The sequence below is a fragment of the Caproiciproducens sp. NJN-50 genome, from assembly GCF_004103755.1.
Taxonomy (GTDB): Bacteria; Bacillota; Clostridia; order Oscillospirales; family Acutalibacteraceae; genus Caproicibacter.
The window spans coordinates 2,597,737-2,615,121 of sequence record NZ_CP035283.1 but is presented as its reverse complement, the minus strand read 5'-3'; the positions used below and the strand labels follow the sequence as shown (position 1 = coordinate 2,615,121).

At 53.2% G+C, this 17,385-nt stretch carries 18 protein-coding genes; 5 read left to right on the top strand and 13 right to left on the bottom strand.

Features of this window, described 5'->3' with window-relative positions; all coding sequences use genetic code 11:
* Window positions 1–135 precede the first annotated feature (135 nt).
* The 3 genes from EQM14_RS12670 (at window position 136) to EQM14_RS12660 (ending at window position 3,523) form a co-directional block, all read left to right on the top strand.
* A complete protein-coding gene (locus tag EQM14_RS12670; protein ID WP_128743531.1) occupies window positions 136–1,764 on the top strand; it encodes an ATP-binding protein in 1,629 nt (542 codons plus the stop codon).
* Window positions 1,765–1,769: 5 nt separating this feature from the next.
* Window positions 1,770–2,453, top strand: a complete 684-nt coding sequence (locus EQM14_RS12665; RefSeq protein WP_128743529.1) for a response regulator — start codon at window positions 1,770–1,772, stop codon at window positions 2,451–2,453.
* 368 nt (window positions 2,454–2,821) lie between these two features.
* Complete coding sequence (locus EQM14_RS12660) at window positions 2,822–3,523, top strand: FadR/GntR family transcriptional regulator (RefSeq protein ID WP_164919080.1); 702 nt, start codon at window positions 2,822–2,824, stop codon at window positions 3,521–3,523.
* 80 nt (window positions 3,524–3,603) lie between these two features.
* Here EQM14_RS12660 and EQM14_RS12655 read toward each other — a convergent pair whose 3' ends face one another.
* Window positions 3,604–4,686, bottom strand: a complete 1,083-nt coding sequence (locus tag EQM14_RS12655; protein WP_128743525.1) for an iron-containing alcohol dehydrogenase — start codon at window positions 4,684–4,686, stop codon at window positions 3,604–3,606.
* Window positions 4,687–4,837: 151 nt separating this feature from the next.
* Here EQM14_RS12655 and EQM14_RS12650 point away from each other — a divergent pair, with 151 nt between their 5' ends.
* Complete coding sequence (locus EQM14_RS12650) at window positions 4,838–5,617, top strand: SDR family NAD(P)-dependent oxidoreductase (RefSeq protein ID WP_128743523.1); 780 nt, start codon at window positions 4,838–4,840, stop codon at window positions 5,615–5,617.
* 75 nt (window positions 5,618–5,692) lie between these two features.
* Here EQM14_RS12650 and EQM14_RS12645 read toward each other — a convergent pair whose 3' ends face one another.
* The 12 genes from EQM14_RS12645 to EQM14_RS12590 all read right to left on the bottom strand — a co-directional run bounded on the left by EQM14_RS12645 (window position 5,693) and on the right by EQM14_RS12590 (window position 16,230).
* A complete protein-coding gene (locus EQM14_RS12645) occupies window positions 5,693–6,100 on the bottom strand; it encodes an RbsD/FucU domain-containing protein (RefSeq protein ID WP_128743521.1) in 408 nt (135 codons plus the stop codon).
* 14 nt (window positions 6,101–6,114) lie between these two features.
* A complete protein-coding gene (locus EQM14_RS12640) occupies window positions 6,115–6,729 on the bottom strand; it encodes a KpsF/GutQ family sugar-phosphate isomerase (RefSeq protein WP_128744334.1) in 615 nt (204 codons plus the stop codon).
* 46 nt (window positions 6,730–6,775) lie between these two features.
* On the bottom strand, window positions 6,776–7,777 hold the full coding sequence (locus tag EQM14_RS12635; RefSeq protein ID WP_128743519.1) for a ribokinase: 1,002 nt from the start codon (window positions 7,775–7,777) through the stop codon (window positions 6,776–6,778).
* A gap of 189 nt (window positions 7,778–7,966) precedes the next feature.
* The gene (gene dapA, locus EQM14_RS12630) at window positions 7,967–8,887 is read right to left on the bottom strand and encodes a 4-hydroxy-tetrahydrodipicolinate synthase (RefSeq protein WP_128743518.1); all 921 of its coding nucleotides are present in this window, start codon (window positions 8,885–8,887) and stop codon (window positions 7,967–7,969) included.
* Window positions 8,888–8,925: 38 nt separating this feature from the next.
* Entirely contained in the window at window positions 8,926–9,801 is an 876-nt protein-coding gene (locus tag EQM14_RS12625; RefSeq protein ID WP_128743516.1) for a dihydrodipicolinate synthase family protein, read from the bottom strand.
* A gap of 83 nt (window positions 9,802–9,884) precedes the next feature.
* On the bottom strand, window positions 9,885–11,180 hold the full coding sequence (locus EQM14_RS12620) for a TRAP transporter large permease (protein WP_128743514.1): 1,296 nt from the start codon (window positions 11,178–11,180) through the stop codon (window positions 9,885–9,887).
* Window positions 11,173–11,685 (bottom strand): TRAP transporter small permease, encoded by a 513-nt coding sequence (locus EQM14_RS12615; protein WP_128743512.1) that lies wholly within the window; start codon window positions 11,683–11,685, stop codon window positions 11,173–11,175. The genes EQM14_RS12620 and EQM14_RS12615 overlap by 8 nt, the downstream gene beginning before the upstream one ends.
* A gap of 180 nt (window positions 11,686–11,865) precedes the next feature.
* Window positions 11,866–13,143 (bottom strand): TRAP transporter substrate-binding protein, encoded by a 1,278-nt coding sequence (locus tag EQM14_RS12610; protein WP_164919079.1) that lies wholly within the window; start codon window positions 13,141–13,143, stop codon window positions 11,866–11,868.
* 382 nt (window positions 13,144–13,525) lie between these two features.
* A complete protein-coding gene (locus EQM14_RS12605) occupies window positions 13,526–14,245 on the bottom strand; it encodes a phosphatase PAP2 family protein (protein ID WP_164919078.1) in 720 nt (239 codons plus the stop codon).
* A 14-nt stretch (window positions 14,246–14,259) separates the two neighbouring features.
* On the bottom strand, window positions 14,260–15,135 hold the full coding sequence (locus tag EQM14_RS12600; RefSeq protein WP_164919077.1) for a diacylglycerol/lipid kinase family protein: 876 nt from the start codon (window positions 15,133–15,135) through the stop codon (window positions 14,260–14,262).
* A gap of 173 nt (window positions 15,136–15,308) precedes the next feature.
* Window positions 15,309–15,719, bottom strand: coding sequence for a GerW family sporulation protein (locus tag EQM14_RS12595; protein WP_128743504.1), 411 nt, complete (start codon window positions 15,717–15,719; stop codon window positions 15,309–15,311).
* Window positions 15,697–16,230, bottom strand: coding sequence for a hypothetical protein (locus EQM14_RS12590; protein ID WP_128743502.1), 534 nt, complete (start codon window positions 16,228–16,230; stop codon window positions 15,697–15,699). Before EQM14_RS12590 ends, EQM14_RS12595 begins: the two co-directional genes overlap by 23 nt.
* A 287-nt stretch (window positions 16,231–16,517) precedes the next feature.
* Here EQM14_RS12590 and larE point away from each other — a divergent pair, with 287 nt between their 5' ends.
* The gene (gene larE, locus EQM14_RS12585) at window positions 16,518–17,342 is read left to right on the top strand and encodes an ATP-dependent sacrificial sulfur transferase LarE (RefSeq protein ID WP_243112525.1); all 825 of its coding nucleotides are present in this window, start codon (window positions 16,518–16,520) and stop codon (window positions 17,340–17,342) included.
* Window positions 17,343–17,385: the final 43 nt, after the last annotated feature.

The window sequence follows — 17,385 nt, the reverse complement described above, 5'->3', positions numbered from 1 at the left end:
TTTGAAAGTAAAAAAAATGAGCCGAAAGCGGAAAAAACGGCTTTCGGCATTTTATGGCGGTTGAAATTTATGACTCAGGATGATAAAATTTTTATAAAGATTAAAGTCGGTTTTCTGTTCAGGGAGGAAGAAGGTATGGTGCACTGGAACCGAAGAGGACGAAAGGACAAAGGCCTTGCCTCCATGTTTGCCCAGCTTTTCAGTCTGTCTACGCTGGTATGGATCGTCCTGCTCAGCGTCACCCTCACCGTGACTCTGCATTTTTCCCTGTCCTCCCTGCAGGAAAAAATCGAGAGCGGCCTCGTTTCCACCGCCTCCTCGCTTGCGGACAGCGAAGCCGTAAAGGATGCGCTGCAAAAGGGCACCTGCCCCAAATCCCTCACGGATTACCTGGATGATCTGATCAGCAAGACGGAGGATCTGGATATTGTCACCATTGCCGATGCGCATTCCACCCGGCTTTACCATGTGGTCCACGCGCGCGTCGGCGAGCAGTTTGTCGGCGGGGACGAAAACCGGGCCCTGGCCGGAGAGTCCTATGTTGTGAACGGCGTGGGCACGATGGGTCCGCAGCGCCGGTTTTTCTGTCCGGTGAAGAATGGGGACGGCAAGGTGATCGGCTTTGTGATGACCAGCACCACAATGGACCGGATTCAGAGCCTTCGCAACCGGATCACGATGACCTATCTCAAACTGGCCGCGTTTCTGATGCTGGCGACGCTGATATTGGCAGGGTCTGCCACCTTTCTCATCCGGCACCTGCTCCTCGGCTACAGTCCGGAGGAACTGGTGCATACCTATCTGACACAAAATGAAGTGCTCAACAACCTGGACGAGGGCGTTGTCTTCGTGGACGCGCCGGGAAAAATCCAGCTGGTGAACCGGGCCGCCGAAGGGATGCTGGGACAGCGGTCGGAACTGCTGGAAGGCGCGGTTCTGGATTCCCTCATCCAGGAGGAATCGGGGGAAAGCCTGCTCAGGGAAAAGGAAGAAAAGAAAAAGAACATCTCAACCTCCCGTCCCAACATTCTCTCCTGCTGTATTCCCCTGCGGAAGAACGAAAGGCGGTCCGGCACCCTCCTGATCCTGTCGGACCGGACCGAAGCGATGCGGACGGCGGAACAGCTGAACGGGACCCGGCACATCGTTTCCGCGCTCCGTGCCAACAGCCATGAGTTCATGAACAAGCTGCAGGTGATTGCGGGCCTGCTTCAGATGGGACGGCAAAAAGAGGCGTTGTCTTATATTGGAAGCATTTCAGCGCTTCAGGCCAAGGTGATCGGCCCGGTGCTGCAGTACATCCGCAACTCCAGCGTCGCGGCGCTGCTTCTTGGAAAGCTGAACAACATGAGGGAACTGGATATCAGCCTGACGCTGTTGGCCAACAGCGATCTGCCGGAGCACAGCCGGTACCTGTCCACCTCCGACCTTGTAACTGTGGTCGGCAATCTCCTTGAAAATTCCATCGAGGCTGTCAATGCCCAGCGCGGAGACGGTCCGCGGAGCATCGTGCTTCAGATCACGGAGGACGAAGACGGCCTGCTGATTCTGGTGACAGATACCGGAACGGGAATCGAGCCGGAAAACCTGAGCAGGATCTACGAACCGGGATTCAGCACGAAAGCCGCGCAGGGGCGGGGGGTCGGCATGAGTCTGGTGAATGAAATCGTCGGCCGCAGGGAAGGCAGCATCGAAGTGGACTCCGAGCCTATGGCCGGCACCACATTTACCCTTATCTTCAACAGAAAACGCCAAAGGAAGTGACAGCGATGATTCATGCGGCAATCGTTGAGGACGACCCAATGGTCGCGCAGATCAACCGGCAGTATCTGCAGCAGTTCGGCGATTTCAAAATCGACGGAGTGTTCGGCAATGGGCGGGATGCCTGGGAATACGTCCATGAAAACCAGCCCGACCTCGTCATCCTGGATGTTTATATGCCGATTGTCAGCGGGATTGAGCTGCTCAGCCGGCTGCGCGGAGAAAATATCAAAAGCGCCGTGATCATGGTCACGGCGGCCACGGAAATGAGCGTCGTGGAGGAAGCGCTGCGAATGGGCATCGTGGATTATCTTGTCAAGCCCTTTTCCTTTCAGCGGTTTCAGGAAGCCATTCAAAAATATCTCTCAAAAGTCAATCTCCTGAAAAGCAGCACCACGGTGAACCAGACCATGGTGGACCGGCTGCTGAACAACAAGCCGGTTTCCTTTGACCCGGACCACAGTGAACTGCGCAAGGGGCTGAGCCAGAGCACCCTGGCCGGTCTTTACAGCTGCTTGAAAGAACAGGCGGATGAAAAGCAGACGTGCGAAAGCATTTCCGCACGTGCCGGCCTGTCCAAGGTGACGGTCCGCCGCTACCTGAATTATCTCATCGAAACGGGGCTGGTGTCCAGCTCCATTGATTACGAGACCGGCGGACGTCCCAGGGTGCTGTATCAGCTGAAAGAATGATGCTCCGTTTTACATGAGAAAAAGAGAACCGGCTCGTTCCGCCGGTTCTCGCCTGAGGATGACGGGACCGTGGTCCGATTCCCCCCCCTCATGATATAAGATGCGAATATTGTACGATATCATATTAAATAACGGCATACCCGAATTCTTTGGTTTGCCAAATGGCAGTTTATAAAAAAATAACGACCTATCAAATTGAAGATGTAGAAGAATAAACTATAATATATCACTAAATTAATGAATATGATCTAAAAATATTTACAAATTTCTTCTACTATGCTATTATAACTTTAAGAGTCATATACAATGCTGCTTAAATGTTTATAGGCATTATATTGAATGACGTCCGACAAGGAGGCCAGGACATAATGAAGGAAATCCACAAGATTTCGATCACCGACGCTGTTGTTGACAATCTGAAGGAACTGATTGAATCCGGTCAGTACTCCATTGGAGAAAAATTGCCGACGGAATCCCGTCTGTGTGAGAGGCTGAAGGTCAGCCGCACCAGCGTACGGGAAGCGATGCGCGTGATTCAGGCTTTGGGTTATATTAATCTGCTGCCCGGAAAGGGCGCTTTTGTGGCGAGCTATACCCCCGTGACCCACTCCGACAATTGGTACGATGTAGAGAATGCGAAATTCAATGACTTTATGGAAGTCCGCATGGCCATTGAAACGCTGTCCGTCCGCCTTTCCGTTGAGCGTGCTTCTCCAAAACAGGTGAAGGAATTGGAGCAGATCCACAAATCCTTTTTGGAGGCCAACGAATCGAAGGACCTGGTGCGCCTGATTATGCTGGACGAACTGTTCCACACAAAGATCATCAGCTATACCCGCAATCAATTGCTGATCAACATCAATAAACAGTTGCTGGAGAGTTTTCGGGTTTACCGCGGAGATTCCTTTATGAATAATGATGTTTACGCAAACGCGGTGGAACCCCACACGCGGATTTTGTTCTGCTTTCAAACGAAAAACGCATCTTTGGCCGTGAAGGAGATGCGAAAGCATTTGGAAATAACAGCGAAGGATATGGAAACAATTCATACGCGCAGGACTGAAAAATAGACTTAACATAGGCGGAACAATAAAGCAGGACCCACTGGCGCATCCCGTCGGCGGGTCCTGTCTGTAATAGAACGGTGAATTTACAACGCGGCTTTGACGGATCTGCGGAGAAGCCCGATGTCCTCGGTGCTGGACAGGCTGGTGGCTTCGGCCACTTTGCCGATAAAAAAGTCCAGGCTGTCGGGAGTAGCATCAAAGCGAATGTCCTGCAGGGTCAGAGGCATGTGCATGTAGGCCATTAGATCGCGCACTTTTTGAATCTCGCTCTCCGGGTAGCCATTGAAAGCCATCTGGATCATCAGGCCGACCGCGACGATTTCCCCGTGCAGGAAGGCGGAAGCCTTTTCCGTGTTGAAATTCCTCATAAAGTCGTATGTCGCGTGTGCGATGGCCAACTGGCCGGAACCGTCGGCGAATCCGCTGACGATCGAGGTATGCAGCAGGTTCGTCAGAACGGCGTCATGAAAACGTTTTGCGTTTTTGCCGTTGTCATAAAGGTCGCGGCCTTCCCCGAGGAGAAAATGATAAATGCCGCGGCTGTTTAAAATCTGAATGTATTCTTCCAGGCTGCAGTCGCGGTAATCTCGCATATTCATTTTTTGATGATAGCTCTCAGGCATTTTGGCGATATCGTCCAAAATCCCTGCGGCCAGCAGACGCCGCGGAGCGGACCCGATGAGGTCTTCGTCGGCGATGCAGACGTCAACCTCTTTCTTCAGTGTGATGGCGGGCGCGCGCTGTCCTTTGTCGTTGTACATGATGGCGACCATGGAAGTGGCGACGCAGGTTGCCAGGGAAGTCGGCACAGTGATGATGGGGAGGCCGCTGAAATAGGAGGCGCCTTTTGCTTCGTCGATGACTTTGCCGCCGCCGCAGCCCACTAGGACGGTGTATCCGCCCTCCAGTGCCGTTTTGGCGTATTCCCCGGCCCACTTCGTTGTACACTGAGCCTGGTGCCGGACGACATGGTAAGTGACTTTAGCGGAAATAAGATCCGCCTCGGCCGCCTGCATGACGCGGTCCATCGAGGAGGGTCCTCCGATAAAAAGCGCTTTTCCCCCCAACCGTTTGATTTCACTGGGGAGCAGAGCGATCAGCCCCTTTCCGTGAAAAAATTTTCCGCATCCAACCTTTAATGGTGAAATATGGAATCGATCAGTCATTGATTATCCCTCGCTTCGTAAATTGATAGTATGCCGCAACATGATCTCATACAATACGTTTTAAAAGCGCTTGATATCATAGAACTATAGGGAGAAAACACGATTAATTGTACGATATCATAAATATTGGTTTGAAAGGAAGAAGATCGCTATGAATCTCATGTTGGACGGAAAAGTAGTTGTAGTCACAGGAGGAGCCACCGGGATCGGGAAGTCCATAGCACGCGCTTTCGCGGAAGAAGGCTGCAAAATTGCGGTCGGCGCGCGGCGGAAGGAAAAACTGGACGAAGTGCAGCGCGAATTCGAATCGCTGGGATACCCTGTTTTCACCAAACAGATGAATGTTGCCTGTGAGCGGGATGTCGCCGAATTCTCCGAGGCGGTGTCGGCCGCCTTTGGCCGGATCGATGTCTGGGTCAACAACGCGGGGCAGACCTGTCATGACCGGATGGATGAGGTGAGTTTGGAATTCTGGCGCCAGGTCATCGATACGAACCTCACCGGGGTCTTTCTCGGCAGCAAATACGCGGCCAGGCAGATGCGCAAAACGGGCGGCGGGGTCATTTTTAACGCCGGGTCCTTTCAGTCGATTTTTCCGGCGGCCGGCTCCGGACCCTACGGCGCGGCCAAAGCAGGTGTCTGCAGCCTGACCCGTTCTTTTGCCGCGGAATACGCGAAAGACAACATCCGGGTTTTAACTTATATCCCCGGCGTGATCGAGACCCCCATGACAAAAATAGACAATTGGGCTGTGGCGACGGGGCAGCAGGGGAACATTCCCGTCAACCGGCTTGGAAGGCCGGAGGATATCGCCAATGCGGTCGTTTTTCTGGCCTCGGACAAGGCGAGCTACATCAACGGGGTAAGCGTTGAGATCACGGGGGGCAAATTCTGTGTGCAAAATCCCAGATATTCCTGGGATCATCCCTGAGAACGGCCCGATTCGCTTCCCTCCGCGGCTGCCGTGCGGGCAAGCCTCCCTTCTGCCCGCACGGCACGGTTTCCGCTATGCCACGCCGACGGTGAGGAGAATGTTGGCGAAGGTGCGTTTCTCTCCGGTGGAAATTGCCAGCCGCAGCGTCTTTTCGCCGCATGCGTCGTAAAATTCAAATCGCCCCAGCTTGGCCAATTCCATGCCGCCCAGCAGTTTCTGAAACTCGCCGAAAATTTCCGGCGTGGAATCGTCGCCCGGGCTCATGACTTCCGCTTGTTCCACGCGGATGACATGCAGCAGCGTCTCCAGAACATCGGTGACGGCAGGCTGTCCGGGCCGCAGGCCCAGCCAGATCTTTTCCGCGTCTCCTGTTTTGGAAGCCAGCGGGTAGTTGCCGTCGGCGATCAGAACTTTATCGCCGTGTCCCAGCAGTGAAAGCACCCGCATCAGTTCGGGATGGATGCAGTCTATGGTCAACATGATTCAGGACCTCCTTATTTCTCGTTTTCCTTCAGCTGTCCCAGTTTCCCGCCGGGATGACAACGGACATACTGCTCCGGGTTCCAGCCGCGTTCCGCCTGAAGCGCGACGGAAAGCGCCTGAAGCGTCAAAAGCTCCGCAAGAATGGAATTCCGCGGCGCGCGGTTCAGCGGACCGCCCTCTTCCTTCACACCGGCGTACAGGCAGGCGTCGCAGTAAGTTCCAAGCCAGCTTTGAGGGTTGCCTGTGACGGCGATCAGCTTGCAGCCGTTGTTGCGGACCGCGATGGCCGTGGCTTTCAGCTCCGCCGTTTCTCCGCTGTTGGAAATGCAGATCACCACGTCTCCCGCCACCAGCTGGCCGCAGGAGCCGTGAACGGCTTCGGTGCCGTGGAGAAAATAGCAGGGGTTGCCGGTGGAGGACAGCAGGGATGCCATGTACGCGGAGACGTGCCCGGGTTTGCCGATCCCGGTGATATGGAGACGATTGCCGTTTCTCTGGGCGTCCAGGATCATTTCAGCGGCTTTTTCATAGGTGCCGCCGCCAAGTTTATCGGCAAAGTCGGAAAATTCTTTTTTGGCAGAAGCCAGGAACAGATCCACAGCCTGCCTGCTTTCCTTTTGTAGCATCATTGCATCTTCCTTTCCATGGAAAACAGCCTCATTCCGCCGCAGTTTACAGAAAGGCGTTCAATTCGGCGGGATCGAACCCGGTGTATCCGCGTTCGCGCAGCAGGGCCTGCACCTCCGCCGCCGTGGGCAGCGAGGGCATCGCCCCCATGCGGGATACGGTGATCGCGGCGGCGTGGGAGGCAAATGCCAGCGCTTCCCGTTCCGGCAGGCCGGCGGTGATGCCGGTGCAGAAGGCCGCCACGAAGGAATCTCCGGCGGCGGTGGGGTCTTTTACGTCCGGCATGCTGACGCAGGGGGTATACCGGATGCCCTCCGCACCGGCGATTGCGGACCCGTTCCCGCCCAGTGTGACGATCACGCGGTCCACTCCCTTTGCCCGCAGCGCACCGGTGACTTTTTTTAAGTCTTCCCGGTTGACGGCGCCGCTGTCTGCCCTCAGAGGCAGGCCGGCCAGCAGCGCGGCTTCATGCTCGTTGGGGGAGAGGTAGGTGACACACTTCAGCAGCTCCGCGTCCAGAGGCGCCGCGGGGGCCGGATTCAGCATGACAGGCACGCCGGCGGCATGAGCGCAGGCGGCCGCATATTTTACAACGGGCATCGTCAGTTCCAACTGAAGCATAAGCAAATCGAACTGGCCGATTTCGTCTTTCATCCATTTCAGGTCGCCGGGAGTCAGGTCAAAGTTGGCGCCGGGCACCACAAGAATGCGGTTCCTGGCGCCGTGTTCGCTGATCTCCAGCTGAATGTTGCCCACGCCGGAGGAATGCTCCTTGCTGATCTTGACGTGGGAAACATCCACGCCGGATTCCTTTGCGGCGTCCGTCATCTCACGGCCAAAAGCGTCGCCGCCCACGCAGCCCGCCATTGTGACGGAGGCGCCGAGCCGTGCGCACTGCACGGCCTGGTTTGCGCCCTTGCCGCCGGGTGCGGTGCGGAAGGATGTTCCAATGACGGTTTCTCCCATGCTCGGGACCCGGGGCGCGGAGGCGATCAGGTCCATCATAAAACTGCCGACCACAAGGATCTTCGGCCTTTTTAAACCCATTTTCTCACCTGTTTCGAAGAATCGTAATGAAATACCCGAATGGAGTGCCGGCGGAAGCCGGAGCCGCCAGTGGTTCCGGCATTTCCGCAGAGCGTTTTTCTCCTTGTTGGTATGTACTGCATATTGTTCTACCCGTTTCGGAAACTTGGGACGGACAGGCCTGCCCTTCAGGCATCTCAATCCATGCTTTTACAGTTTTCCGATTTCTTTGAGGATGCCGAGAGTGACTTCCATTTCTTCGTCGGTAGCGGGGGCCAGCGGGCCGCGGGCGGGACCGATCCTGACGCCGGTCACGGCTTCGACAGCGGGGCGCAAGATGGAGTTGGGGAGGATGCGGCCGTTCTGGCCCGTGGATTTGCAGAAGCGGTAGATCGGCACGAACAGCTCTTTTGCTTTTTCGTTGTCGCCTTCGGCGAAGGCTTTGAAGATCGCGCGGATCTCATGGCCGAAGATATGGGCGCCGCCGGAAACCAGGCCCATGGCTCCCTGTACGATGGTGGGCAGCAGCATGACGTCGTCGCCGTTGTAAATGGCGAAATCGGGGTCCACGTCTTTGGTCGCCAGGAAGAAGTCGGTCACCTGGGTCGGATTGATTCCGGCTTCGTCCTTGACCCCGACGATGTTGGGGATGGCCGCGAGACGATGGACCGTTTCGGCCTCCAGATTCACCCCGACGAAGATGGGAATGTTGTACAGCATGATGTTCGCTTTCGTGGATTCTGCCAGCTTCTTGTAATGCCGGTACAGGCCCTCCTGGGTGGGCTTGTTGTAGAACGGGCAGACGACCAGGCAGGTTTCAATGCCCAGTTTTACGGCCTCGTTGGTCAGGGCGACGGTTTCCTTTGTGGAGGCGCATCCGGTTCCGGCGATCACGGGCTTGCGTCCCGCGGAAGCCTTGACGGCGGTTTCGAACAGCTTTACCCGCTCGTCGAAGGTCAGAAGGGAAGCTTCTCCCGTCGTTCCCGTGACGATCAGAGAATCGCATAAATCGTTCCGGATCAGGTATTCGATCAGCTCGGCATATTTGTCATATGCCACAGCTTCGTTTTCATCGAACGGGGTGAGCAGGGGCAGCAGGATCTGGCCGTATTTCTCTACAAATTTGTTCATGTCGGTTCCTCTCTTTTCTGTTTTTCAGTATTTATGAGTTATTTACTAAAAGCGTTTTCAATGACCCTTTTTTCGTCTTCTGGCAAATACGTAATCGGACTTCTGCAATAACCGCAGTCCCTGCCGAGACATTTCAAAGCGTATTTGATGCGGATCGGGAACTGATTCCCACCCAGGCACTGCCACTTTTGATAAAGGGACTTTTGGATTGCAAGGCCCTTCGCATGGTCGCCGTTTTTAGCACAGTTCCACATTTCCACGGATTCTTTCGGGAAAACGGAAAGAATCGCGGAAATGGCGCCGGCGGCTCCCAAATCAAAGCAGGAATAGATCATGTCGTCCGTGGCGGCGTAAACGCGGCCCTGCCCGCCGACTTCCATCAGATCCGCGTACAGCGCCTGAATGCCGCCGACGCTTTGCTTGATTCCCATCACGTACTCGGTTTCATTCAGCAAACGGTGGAACAGATCCGGATAGATCGTGTTCTGCGGAATCACGTTGTAGATAATGATGGGAAGCTGCACCTCTTTGGAAATGGTGCTGTAAAAGTCGAACATTCCCTCCGCATTGGGAACGAGAACGTTGTAGGCGGTCGGGGTCACCATAATGGCGTCCGCGCCGGCTTCTTTGGCGGCAAAACCCGCCTTCACCGCGTCCCGGGTGCAGGTGCGCATCACCCCGCAGACCAGGGACTGTTCCGGCGAAAGATAACCTTTGGCAATTTTGATCATTTTCTGAAGTTCCTCGTCACGCAGAGTCGGACCTTCTCCGGTGCTTCCGCCGACGCTCAGGCCGTCTGCGCCCGCGTCCATGCAGAGCCCCATTTCACGCCGAAGCTTTTCTTCGTCGATTTCGCCCTTTTCGTCGAAAGGCGTGACAATCGGCGGAATGATACCTTCAAATTTTTTTGACATAGTTTCTCCTTCTTCACAAAACATTCTATAAAAATAGTCCGCCCGCAAGCCGGGCAGCGAAGCTCCTTACCGGGGACCAGGCCTTACTGGCCAAGCCCCAGGAGCGAAGGCAGGAACAGGCTTACCTGCGGGAACATTGTGATGATAAACAGAGCGATAAAGGACAGCGCGAGAAATGGCAGGATGGATTTGACGAGGTCCTCGAATTTTATTCTGCCGACCGAAGACGTCGCGTACAGCACCACGCCGACGGGAGGCGTGATCAGGCCGATCGTAAGGTTTACGATCATGATGACGGCGAAATGGATCGGGCTGACGCCCATCGCGACCGCAATGGGTGCGAGGATCGGGGCAAACAGCAGCACCGCCGCCGAGGTCTCCATCCACATGCCGACAATCAGAAGAATGATATTGATAATCAGAAGAATGATGTAGCGGTTGCTCGAGATGCCGGTCATGAACGCGGCAAGCTGCTGAGGTATGTTCTGGAGGCCGATCGCCCAGGCGAACACCGCGGAGATCGAGGTGATCAGGAACAGGTTTGCCGTTGTCACCGCCGCGTTCCAGAGGGAGTCGACGACCATTTTGACCGTGAGATTTTTGAACACAAAGATTCCTACGATCAGAGCGTACAGCACTGCCATCGCGGCCGCCTCTGTGGGTGTGAAAAAGCCGCCGGTGATGCCGATCAGGATAATCAGGGGCATGCCCATGGCGATCCAGCCGCTGATGCGGATCGCGCGCTTTTCTTCCCTGGTGTATGTTTTCGCATGTTTTGGCAGATTAAGCCGCTTTGCGTTCAGCAGGACATACAGCATCTGCGTGCCCGCCAGGATCAGTCCGGGGATGAAGCCCGCGTACAGGACGGCGCCCACAGAGAGGGACATGGTCCCCGCATATAAAATGGCGATGTTGCTGGGGGGAATCAGAGGGCTCTCGATGGAAGACGCGGCGGTTATGGCACACGAGAAATTTTTGTCGTAGCCGTCTTCCTCCATTGCGTCTATTTCAATCCTGCCGAGGCCGGCGATATCGGACAGGGCCGCGCCTGAGATGCTGCCGAAGATCGTGCTGGCGAGAATGTTCACGTAGGCGAGCCCGCCCCGTTTTTTGCCGATCGCCGTCATCCGGACAAAGTCGAACAGCTTTGAGGAGATGCCCGTGCGCACCATGATCTCCGCGGCGAACATGAACAGCGGCAGCGCCATCAGTGTAAAAGAGTTGATGCCGGAGAACATCCGGATCGGGATGACCAAAATATTTGCCGGGTTGGTCATCAGCATATATACGATCGTTGCAACGCCGATGGAAAAAGCGATGGGAAGCCCAACCAGGATCGTCACGATCAGAATTAAAGTCGCTATGCCAAATTCAAACATCCTTGAGACCTCCCATCAGCAGTTCGACCGTTTTCCCGATTGTCTGCAAAATCGACAGCACCCCGCCTATAATCAGCGACATCTGTGCGTAAAGAAGCGGAAATCCCATGGAGGCGCTGAATTGCCTTCCGCCGACCTTGGGGAAGTAGATATATCCCCAGTAAACAACCAGGCACCAGAACACCAAAATTGTCAGATGGATCACGACGTCGACGATCAGGCGGGGGATCCGGGGCAAGCGGGTGAATATGAAATCGACGCTGATGTTGTTCCACTGCCGGATCCCGTTGCTGGCGCCGATAAACGCAACGTAGATCATGATGTATCGGGACATTTCCTCGGTCCAGGTCGGCGCCTTGATCCCTGGAATCATTCGGGTAAATACCTGCACCAACACGACAAGTGTCATGCCCGCCAGTGCTGCCACGCAGAAGATTCGGACCATGGAATTGATAAATTCCAAAAATTCATCCACTACGTCCCATATTTTCCGGACTTTGTTCATATTTCCTCCTTGTACTGTCTAAATAGAGAAATTGTTAAAATGAAAGAATTCTTCCTGTGTTCTCATGCGTTGGGAGCCGGCCGTATCCGATGGGTCGGGGTTCCGGCCGATTTCCCGGTCCGCACTGGCGCGTCGCCCCGGGGACAGTTCTCGGGGCGGCGGCTTGAGCGGCTTTTCTTATTATTCCTGTTTTTTGCCCTTTTTGCGGGAGAATGCGAAGAGGACGATAATCAGCAGAACCGCGACGACGGCGATGATGATGCCGGTGTTGCTTCCGCCCGATGGCGAGGAGGAATTCGCTGCAGACGCGGCTGCCGAGTTCCCGGAGCTGGAAGTATTCGCAGCCGTTCCGTTTGTATTCACATTCTTAATTGCAGTCTGGAGTTCGTCTACCAGGCTGGGATCTTTCAGATTCGACTTCAGGTATTCGATGACGGGAGCCTGGCAGACCTTAAAGGTTTCCAGTTCCTTCTCGTTCGGGGAGTAGACCTCAACGCCTTTTTTCGTCAGAGTGTCAATCGCCAGCGCCTCGGCGTAACGGCAGGTGCCGCGCGAGGCCAGGGTCGCCTCTTTGCCGGCTTCGTCAACCTTCGCCTGGGTGGCGGCGTCCAGACTCTCGTACCAGTCCTCGCTGATTGTAAGGAAAGCAAGGCCAAGGAGGTGCCCATCCAGGGTGCAATATTTCTGAACTTCGTTTAAGGAGGAGCCAAGGGTGGTGACGGCGGAGTTTTCCTGTCCGTCCACAACGCCCGTCTGCAATGCGCTGTACAGCTCCAGGAATGCGATCGGGGTCGCGGTGGCGCCCAGCGCTTCGATCATCTTTATGTACACCGGGCTTTCCATGACGCGAATCTTTAATCCCTTCATGTCTGCGGCCGTTTTGATCGGGCGCTTGCTGTTGGTAAAGTTCCGATAACCGCCGTTATCGTAGGCGGCAATAATGCGGATCCTGGTGTCTTTTGCAATCTTGTCAAACAGCTGAGTGCCAAAATCGCCGTCCAGAACATCATAGGCGGCGGTGGGGTTGGAAAACAGATAGGGGATCGTAAACACCTGGATATCCGGCGCGAATGATGACAGGGTGCCGTCCGCGGGAGTGCTGCCGGTAAGGGTTCCGGCCAGCATCTGTTCAATGGTGGACGACGCGTCTCCCAAAACGCCGTTCGGATACAGATCGACCGTATACTCGCCGCCGGTGGATTTCTCAAAGGCCCCCTTAAAAGCCAGCATGGCGGCATAGGACGGATGATAGATCGTCATATCGCCAACTTTTAATGTGGGAGAATCCGTAAACGCAAGTTTTACAACCTTCGAGTTGTCTTTGGCCGTGCCCGCTGCGCTGCTTGGATTTGCCGTGCTGCTTCCGCTCGCTGCGAAGGTGGAAATAGGGAATGCCATGATCACCAGAGCACACATCAACATGGAAACGATTTTTGCGGTAAACTTTCTGCTTTTCAACTGAAATTCCTCCTTCATTGGCATCCTATAATATGATGTCATATAATCTGTGTTTCATAATACACGATCCCGTCAAAATTATCAAGTATTTATAAGAAATTAACATTGATTTGATTATTATCTATAATTACCAACTTCAGAATTTGTTATTATCGATGGGAAATAATCTTGATACAGCAGTTTTTCTATTGCTTTTTAAATAGTCGATTTTTGACGATTGTATGTTGTCATTAAATTATCGAACTCGGTTTCGGCCCTTTTTGCGGGGCATAATCCGGCTTGTCCCATCCGGCAGGCGCACAGCGAAACCGTTTGCCAAAGCGAGGCTCATGTCCGTCAGTCCGGACGCGCGGGGCGGCGCGCCGATTGGGAAACCCTCGCTTTACAAATGCCAATTGCCGATGAGGATCATGCACAACATGCCCCAGGAAGTACCCAGAACCGCGCCTCCCAGAATGTCTCGCGGGAAATGCATTCCCACGTACATGCGGGTTATGCCAACGCATAAAGCGATCAAGTAGAATGATATCTTAATCCCCTGGCCTAAAATGAAGTAATTGGAAACCAGGGACGCCATGAAAAAGGCCTGGCTTGTGTGACCGCTTGGAAACGATGCGCCTCTTTCCCTTATGCCCACAATGCGGATCTGCGTCAACGCATTGTACGGCCGCTTCCTGTGAAAAAATAGTTTCAGTATTTCCACGATCAGCCATAAGAAGATATTTCCAACCGCCAATTCATATGAAAAAAGTTTTTGGGAGTGCATATAAAAAATGAAAGCTGCCAGATAAGCAAAAAGGCCGTTGCCCAGCTGCGTAACAACCAGCATTGACAGATCGAGCCAGCCGGGTCTGCCGCCTTTCCCGTTGAATAGCTGAAACAGCCGGATATCCGCCGATTCCCATGATGTCCAGACGAACGAAAGCGCCAGAATGCAAAAAAAGGCAAGCATAAGAACCCAGAATAATCTGGCTTGGACCGCCTTCCAAAGCGATACCCAAAGGTGGCTGGGCACAACGGCAACGGTGACGAAAAGTGCCGATAAGATCAGAATAAGCCATTGAAGAGGGTTCGCAGGCAACAGACTGGTTTTTCTTCTCATTTTTAATATTCTCATCATTTATATCCGGTTATGACTTGAAAAGAGGACCGTTGTGCTTCGATTTTGATATGCCCTAAGTCAAGATCAACGCCGTCGGCCATCACGGGCAGGTCCGGAAAAGTATCCAGTTCGATTTTTTTTGAGCAGAATCTCTGAATCCGTTCATCTTCCAGGCTGTTGATTTTTATGGCGCAGCCTGCTAAATCCAGTTTTGTCATGTCTGTAAACACAGAGACGTCCAAAAGGCCGTCGCGGTAGGCGTGAGCCGGCCCGACTTCGTAATGGCGAAATATATAAGGCATGCTTGAAACAACGATGCAGTATGCGGTGCCGTTGAGCTGATATTTATCATCGACCAGCATGTGGAACTGAGCAGGCTTTGTTTTTGCCAATTTTGAGATAAAGTCGCTGATTCTGAGAAAATTCCCGTGCTGGATCGCGTCGGCAGACGAAAATACGCTGGAAATCAATCCGATTGAACACACTTCCAGAAAAGAAAAATATTTTTTTCCGCTGGTCAGCAAACCAATGTCAACCGTCTCAGCTTGTCCCGAATTTGATAACCGCATCGCAGAATCGAGATCGAAGGGAATTTTCAAGCTGTATGCAATGTTATTTTGGGTGCCCTTTGGAATAATGTTCAGGATTGCCCCGTAACCGTTCAACTCTCTCGCCACGGAGGAGACGGTCCCGTCCCCGCCGCACACTGTGAAACGACGAATGCCTCTTATGAAGGCGTCATGGATCATTTCGCCGAGATTACCGTCCGGCTCCGTGAAATATGTTTCAAAAAGGGAGCCGGATTGCTGAAGGCCCGATTCAACTTCCATCAATTGTTCAGCAGATTGTTTCCTGTTTCCCGAGTAGGGATTAAAAATCAATTTGGTCATTTTTTGCAGCTGTGGTCCGCTTAATTCCATTTTGTGCATTTTCAGTGAATCCCTCTGCCTGACATCTGCATAATTTTCTTCGAATAGAATTACCGGAACGCAAAATTTTATAATACAAAAGCGCTTTTCGGCAAAAAAAGAGAAGGCTCCGATCTTTCGGAGCCTGATTCATTTTAGCCCTGGGGCTGCTGTGTTTGAGTATTGCCCTGTTTACCCTGATTCATGTTAGAGATGATCTGCGGAATCTTGTCAACGATCTGACTTGCTCCGTTAGGATTCATGGGAAGCATGGAAATGTCCTGGCTCTGACTGTCGAAAACGATCACTGCTTCCGTATTCAGCTTGGCCCCAAGCCCAAGTGCTCCGGAGCCGGTGTTGGAACTCCCATTGTTTGAGGCGGCGGCGTTCATCTGGCTCTTCATGGAGGCGTTTCCGCCCCCGTAGCCTATCGTTACGGAGACGACGGGCATCAGCGTTTTGTTTCCCTGTGTGACGGGTTTCCCGATAACGCCCTCATTCTGCGTAAAATTTTCCAGACTGTGGAATAAAGTGTCGACGTTTTCAGATATCTCCAATTGATCCATAATATTTTTCACTCCTTTTAGCGGGCCTTTTCAGAATAAAGTTTACGAATGTTTTACCCAAGTTCAGTTTTGCCTCTGCTTTCACAACCAGATAGGCATGATCGGAAAAAAAATCCGGTGCCATATCGATCGAAATATTGGGGACAATAGATTGGATGAAAAGAGAAAATCCGCTGGAAATGCCGGTAAGGAAAGGGGTCCTGAATCCATAGGCGGCATTGCAGCAAGCCTGCTCCACGGAGAGGCCGCGGATATGAAAAAAATTGCGTTTCCCTTTTGGCTTTGATTTTAGATCCCATGACGCAACGCGGTTGTCGGAAAAAAAGACGGAGAAGTTTTGGCACGGTCCTTTTTTTAAAAATTGAACCGAAACGGTTTGAATCAGCCATGATCCCCGGATCAGCAATTTGTTTTCATCAGTATCCAGATTCAGCACGACACGGGCAGGCTCAGTAAATGATGCAATGAGAAAGACTGATATCAGCAATAAAATAAAGAAAAATATATACATAGGAGCTTAACCCTCCCGAATCCTTATTTTGCCCTGAACCGATTTTTTAAAACTGATATTTTTTGCCATCTTTTTCAACAGCCGCTTTTTGAAAAAACATGGGGCCGGATCTTCTCCGGACGAACTCCGCAACTCATTGACAAAACAAAGGATATAACCTATAATTTCAGTAGGAATCATATGGAATGGGGCGCCGCCCGCGCTGGTACCGGACCTTTTTGCGGGCTGCGGAAATCCGACAGGCAAAACATGGTTTTGATCCTGTCCTTTATAAAGGAATGGGACTTATGACACCGAATGAAAAATACGGGCGGCTGACAGATTACCTCTTTCAGCTCGGGAGCGTGGCGGTTGCGTTCTCATCCGGAGTGGATTCCACGTTTTTGCTGAAGACGGCGCATGACGTTCTGGGCTCAAACGCGATTGCCGTCACAGCGCGATCCTGTTCTTTTCCCGAGAGAGAGCTCCGCGAGGCGGAAGCCTTTTGCCGGGAGGAGGGAATCCGGCATTTTATTGTGGACAGCGAGGAACTGGAAATTGAGGGGTTCGGCCGGAACCCTAAAAACCGCTGTTATCTGTGCAAGCACGAACTGTTCACAAAGATCAGAAAGATCGCGGATGAGCAGGGCATATCGGAAGTGGCGGAAGGCTCGAATTTGGACGACAACGGAGATTATCGGCCCGGTCTTGCGGCGGTGGCGGAACTTGGAATAAAGAGCCCGCTGAGGTACGCCGGGATGACCAAAAAGGACATCCGGGATCTGTCCAGACAGCTTGGCCTTCGGACATGGGACAAGCAGTCGTTCGCCTGCCTTTCCAGCCGGTTTGTCTACGGCGAAGCCATTACCAGGGAAAAGCTCGGGATGGTCGACCGGGCGGAACAGCTGCTGCTTGACATGGGCTTTCATCAGGTCAGAGTCCGCATTCATGGGGCGATGGCAAGGGTGGAAGTGTTGCCCGGCGAACTGGGCCGGCTCATCGAGGAAGAAAATCGGCTGAGGATCTCAGAATATTTTCACAGCCTCGGCTTTTCTTATGTCACGTTGGATCTTGACGGCTATCGGACAGGAAGCATGAATCTGACGCTGAAGCAAGTGGAAAGCAAAGCGTGACCTTCAGACATGCCCGAACGGGTGAAGGGAAGAAAGAAATTTT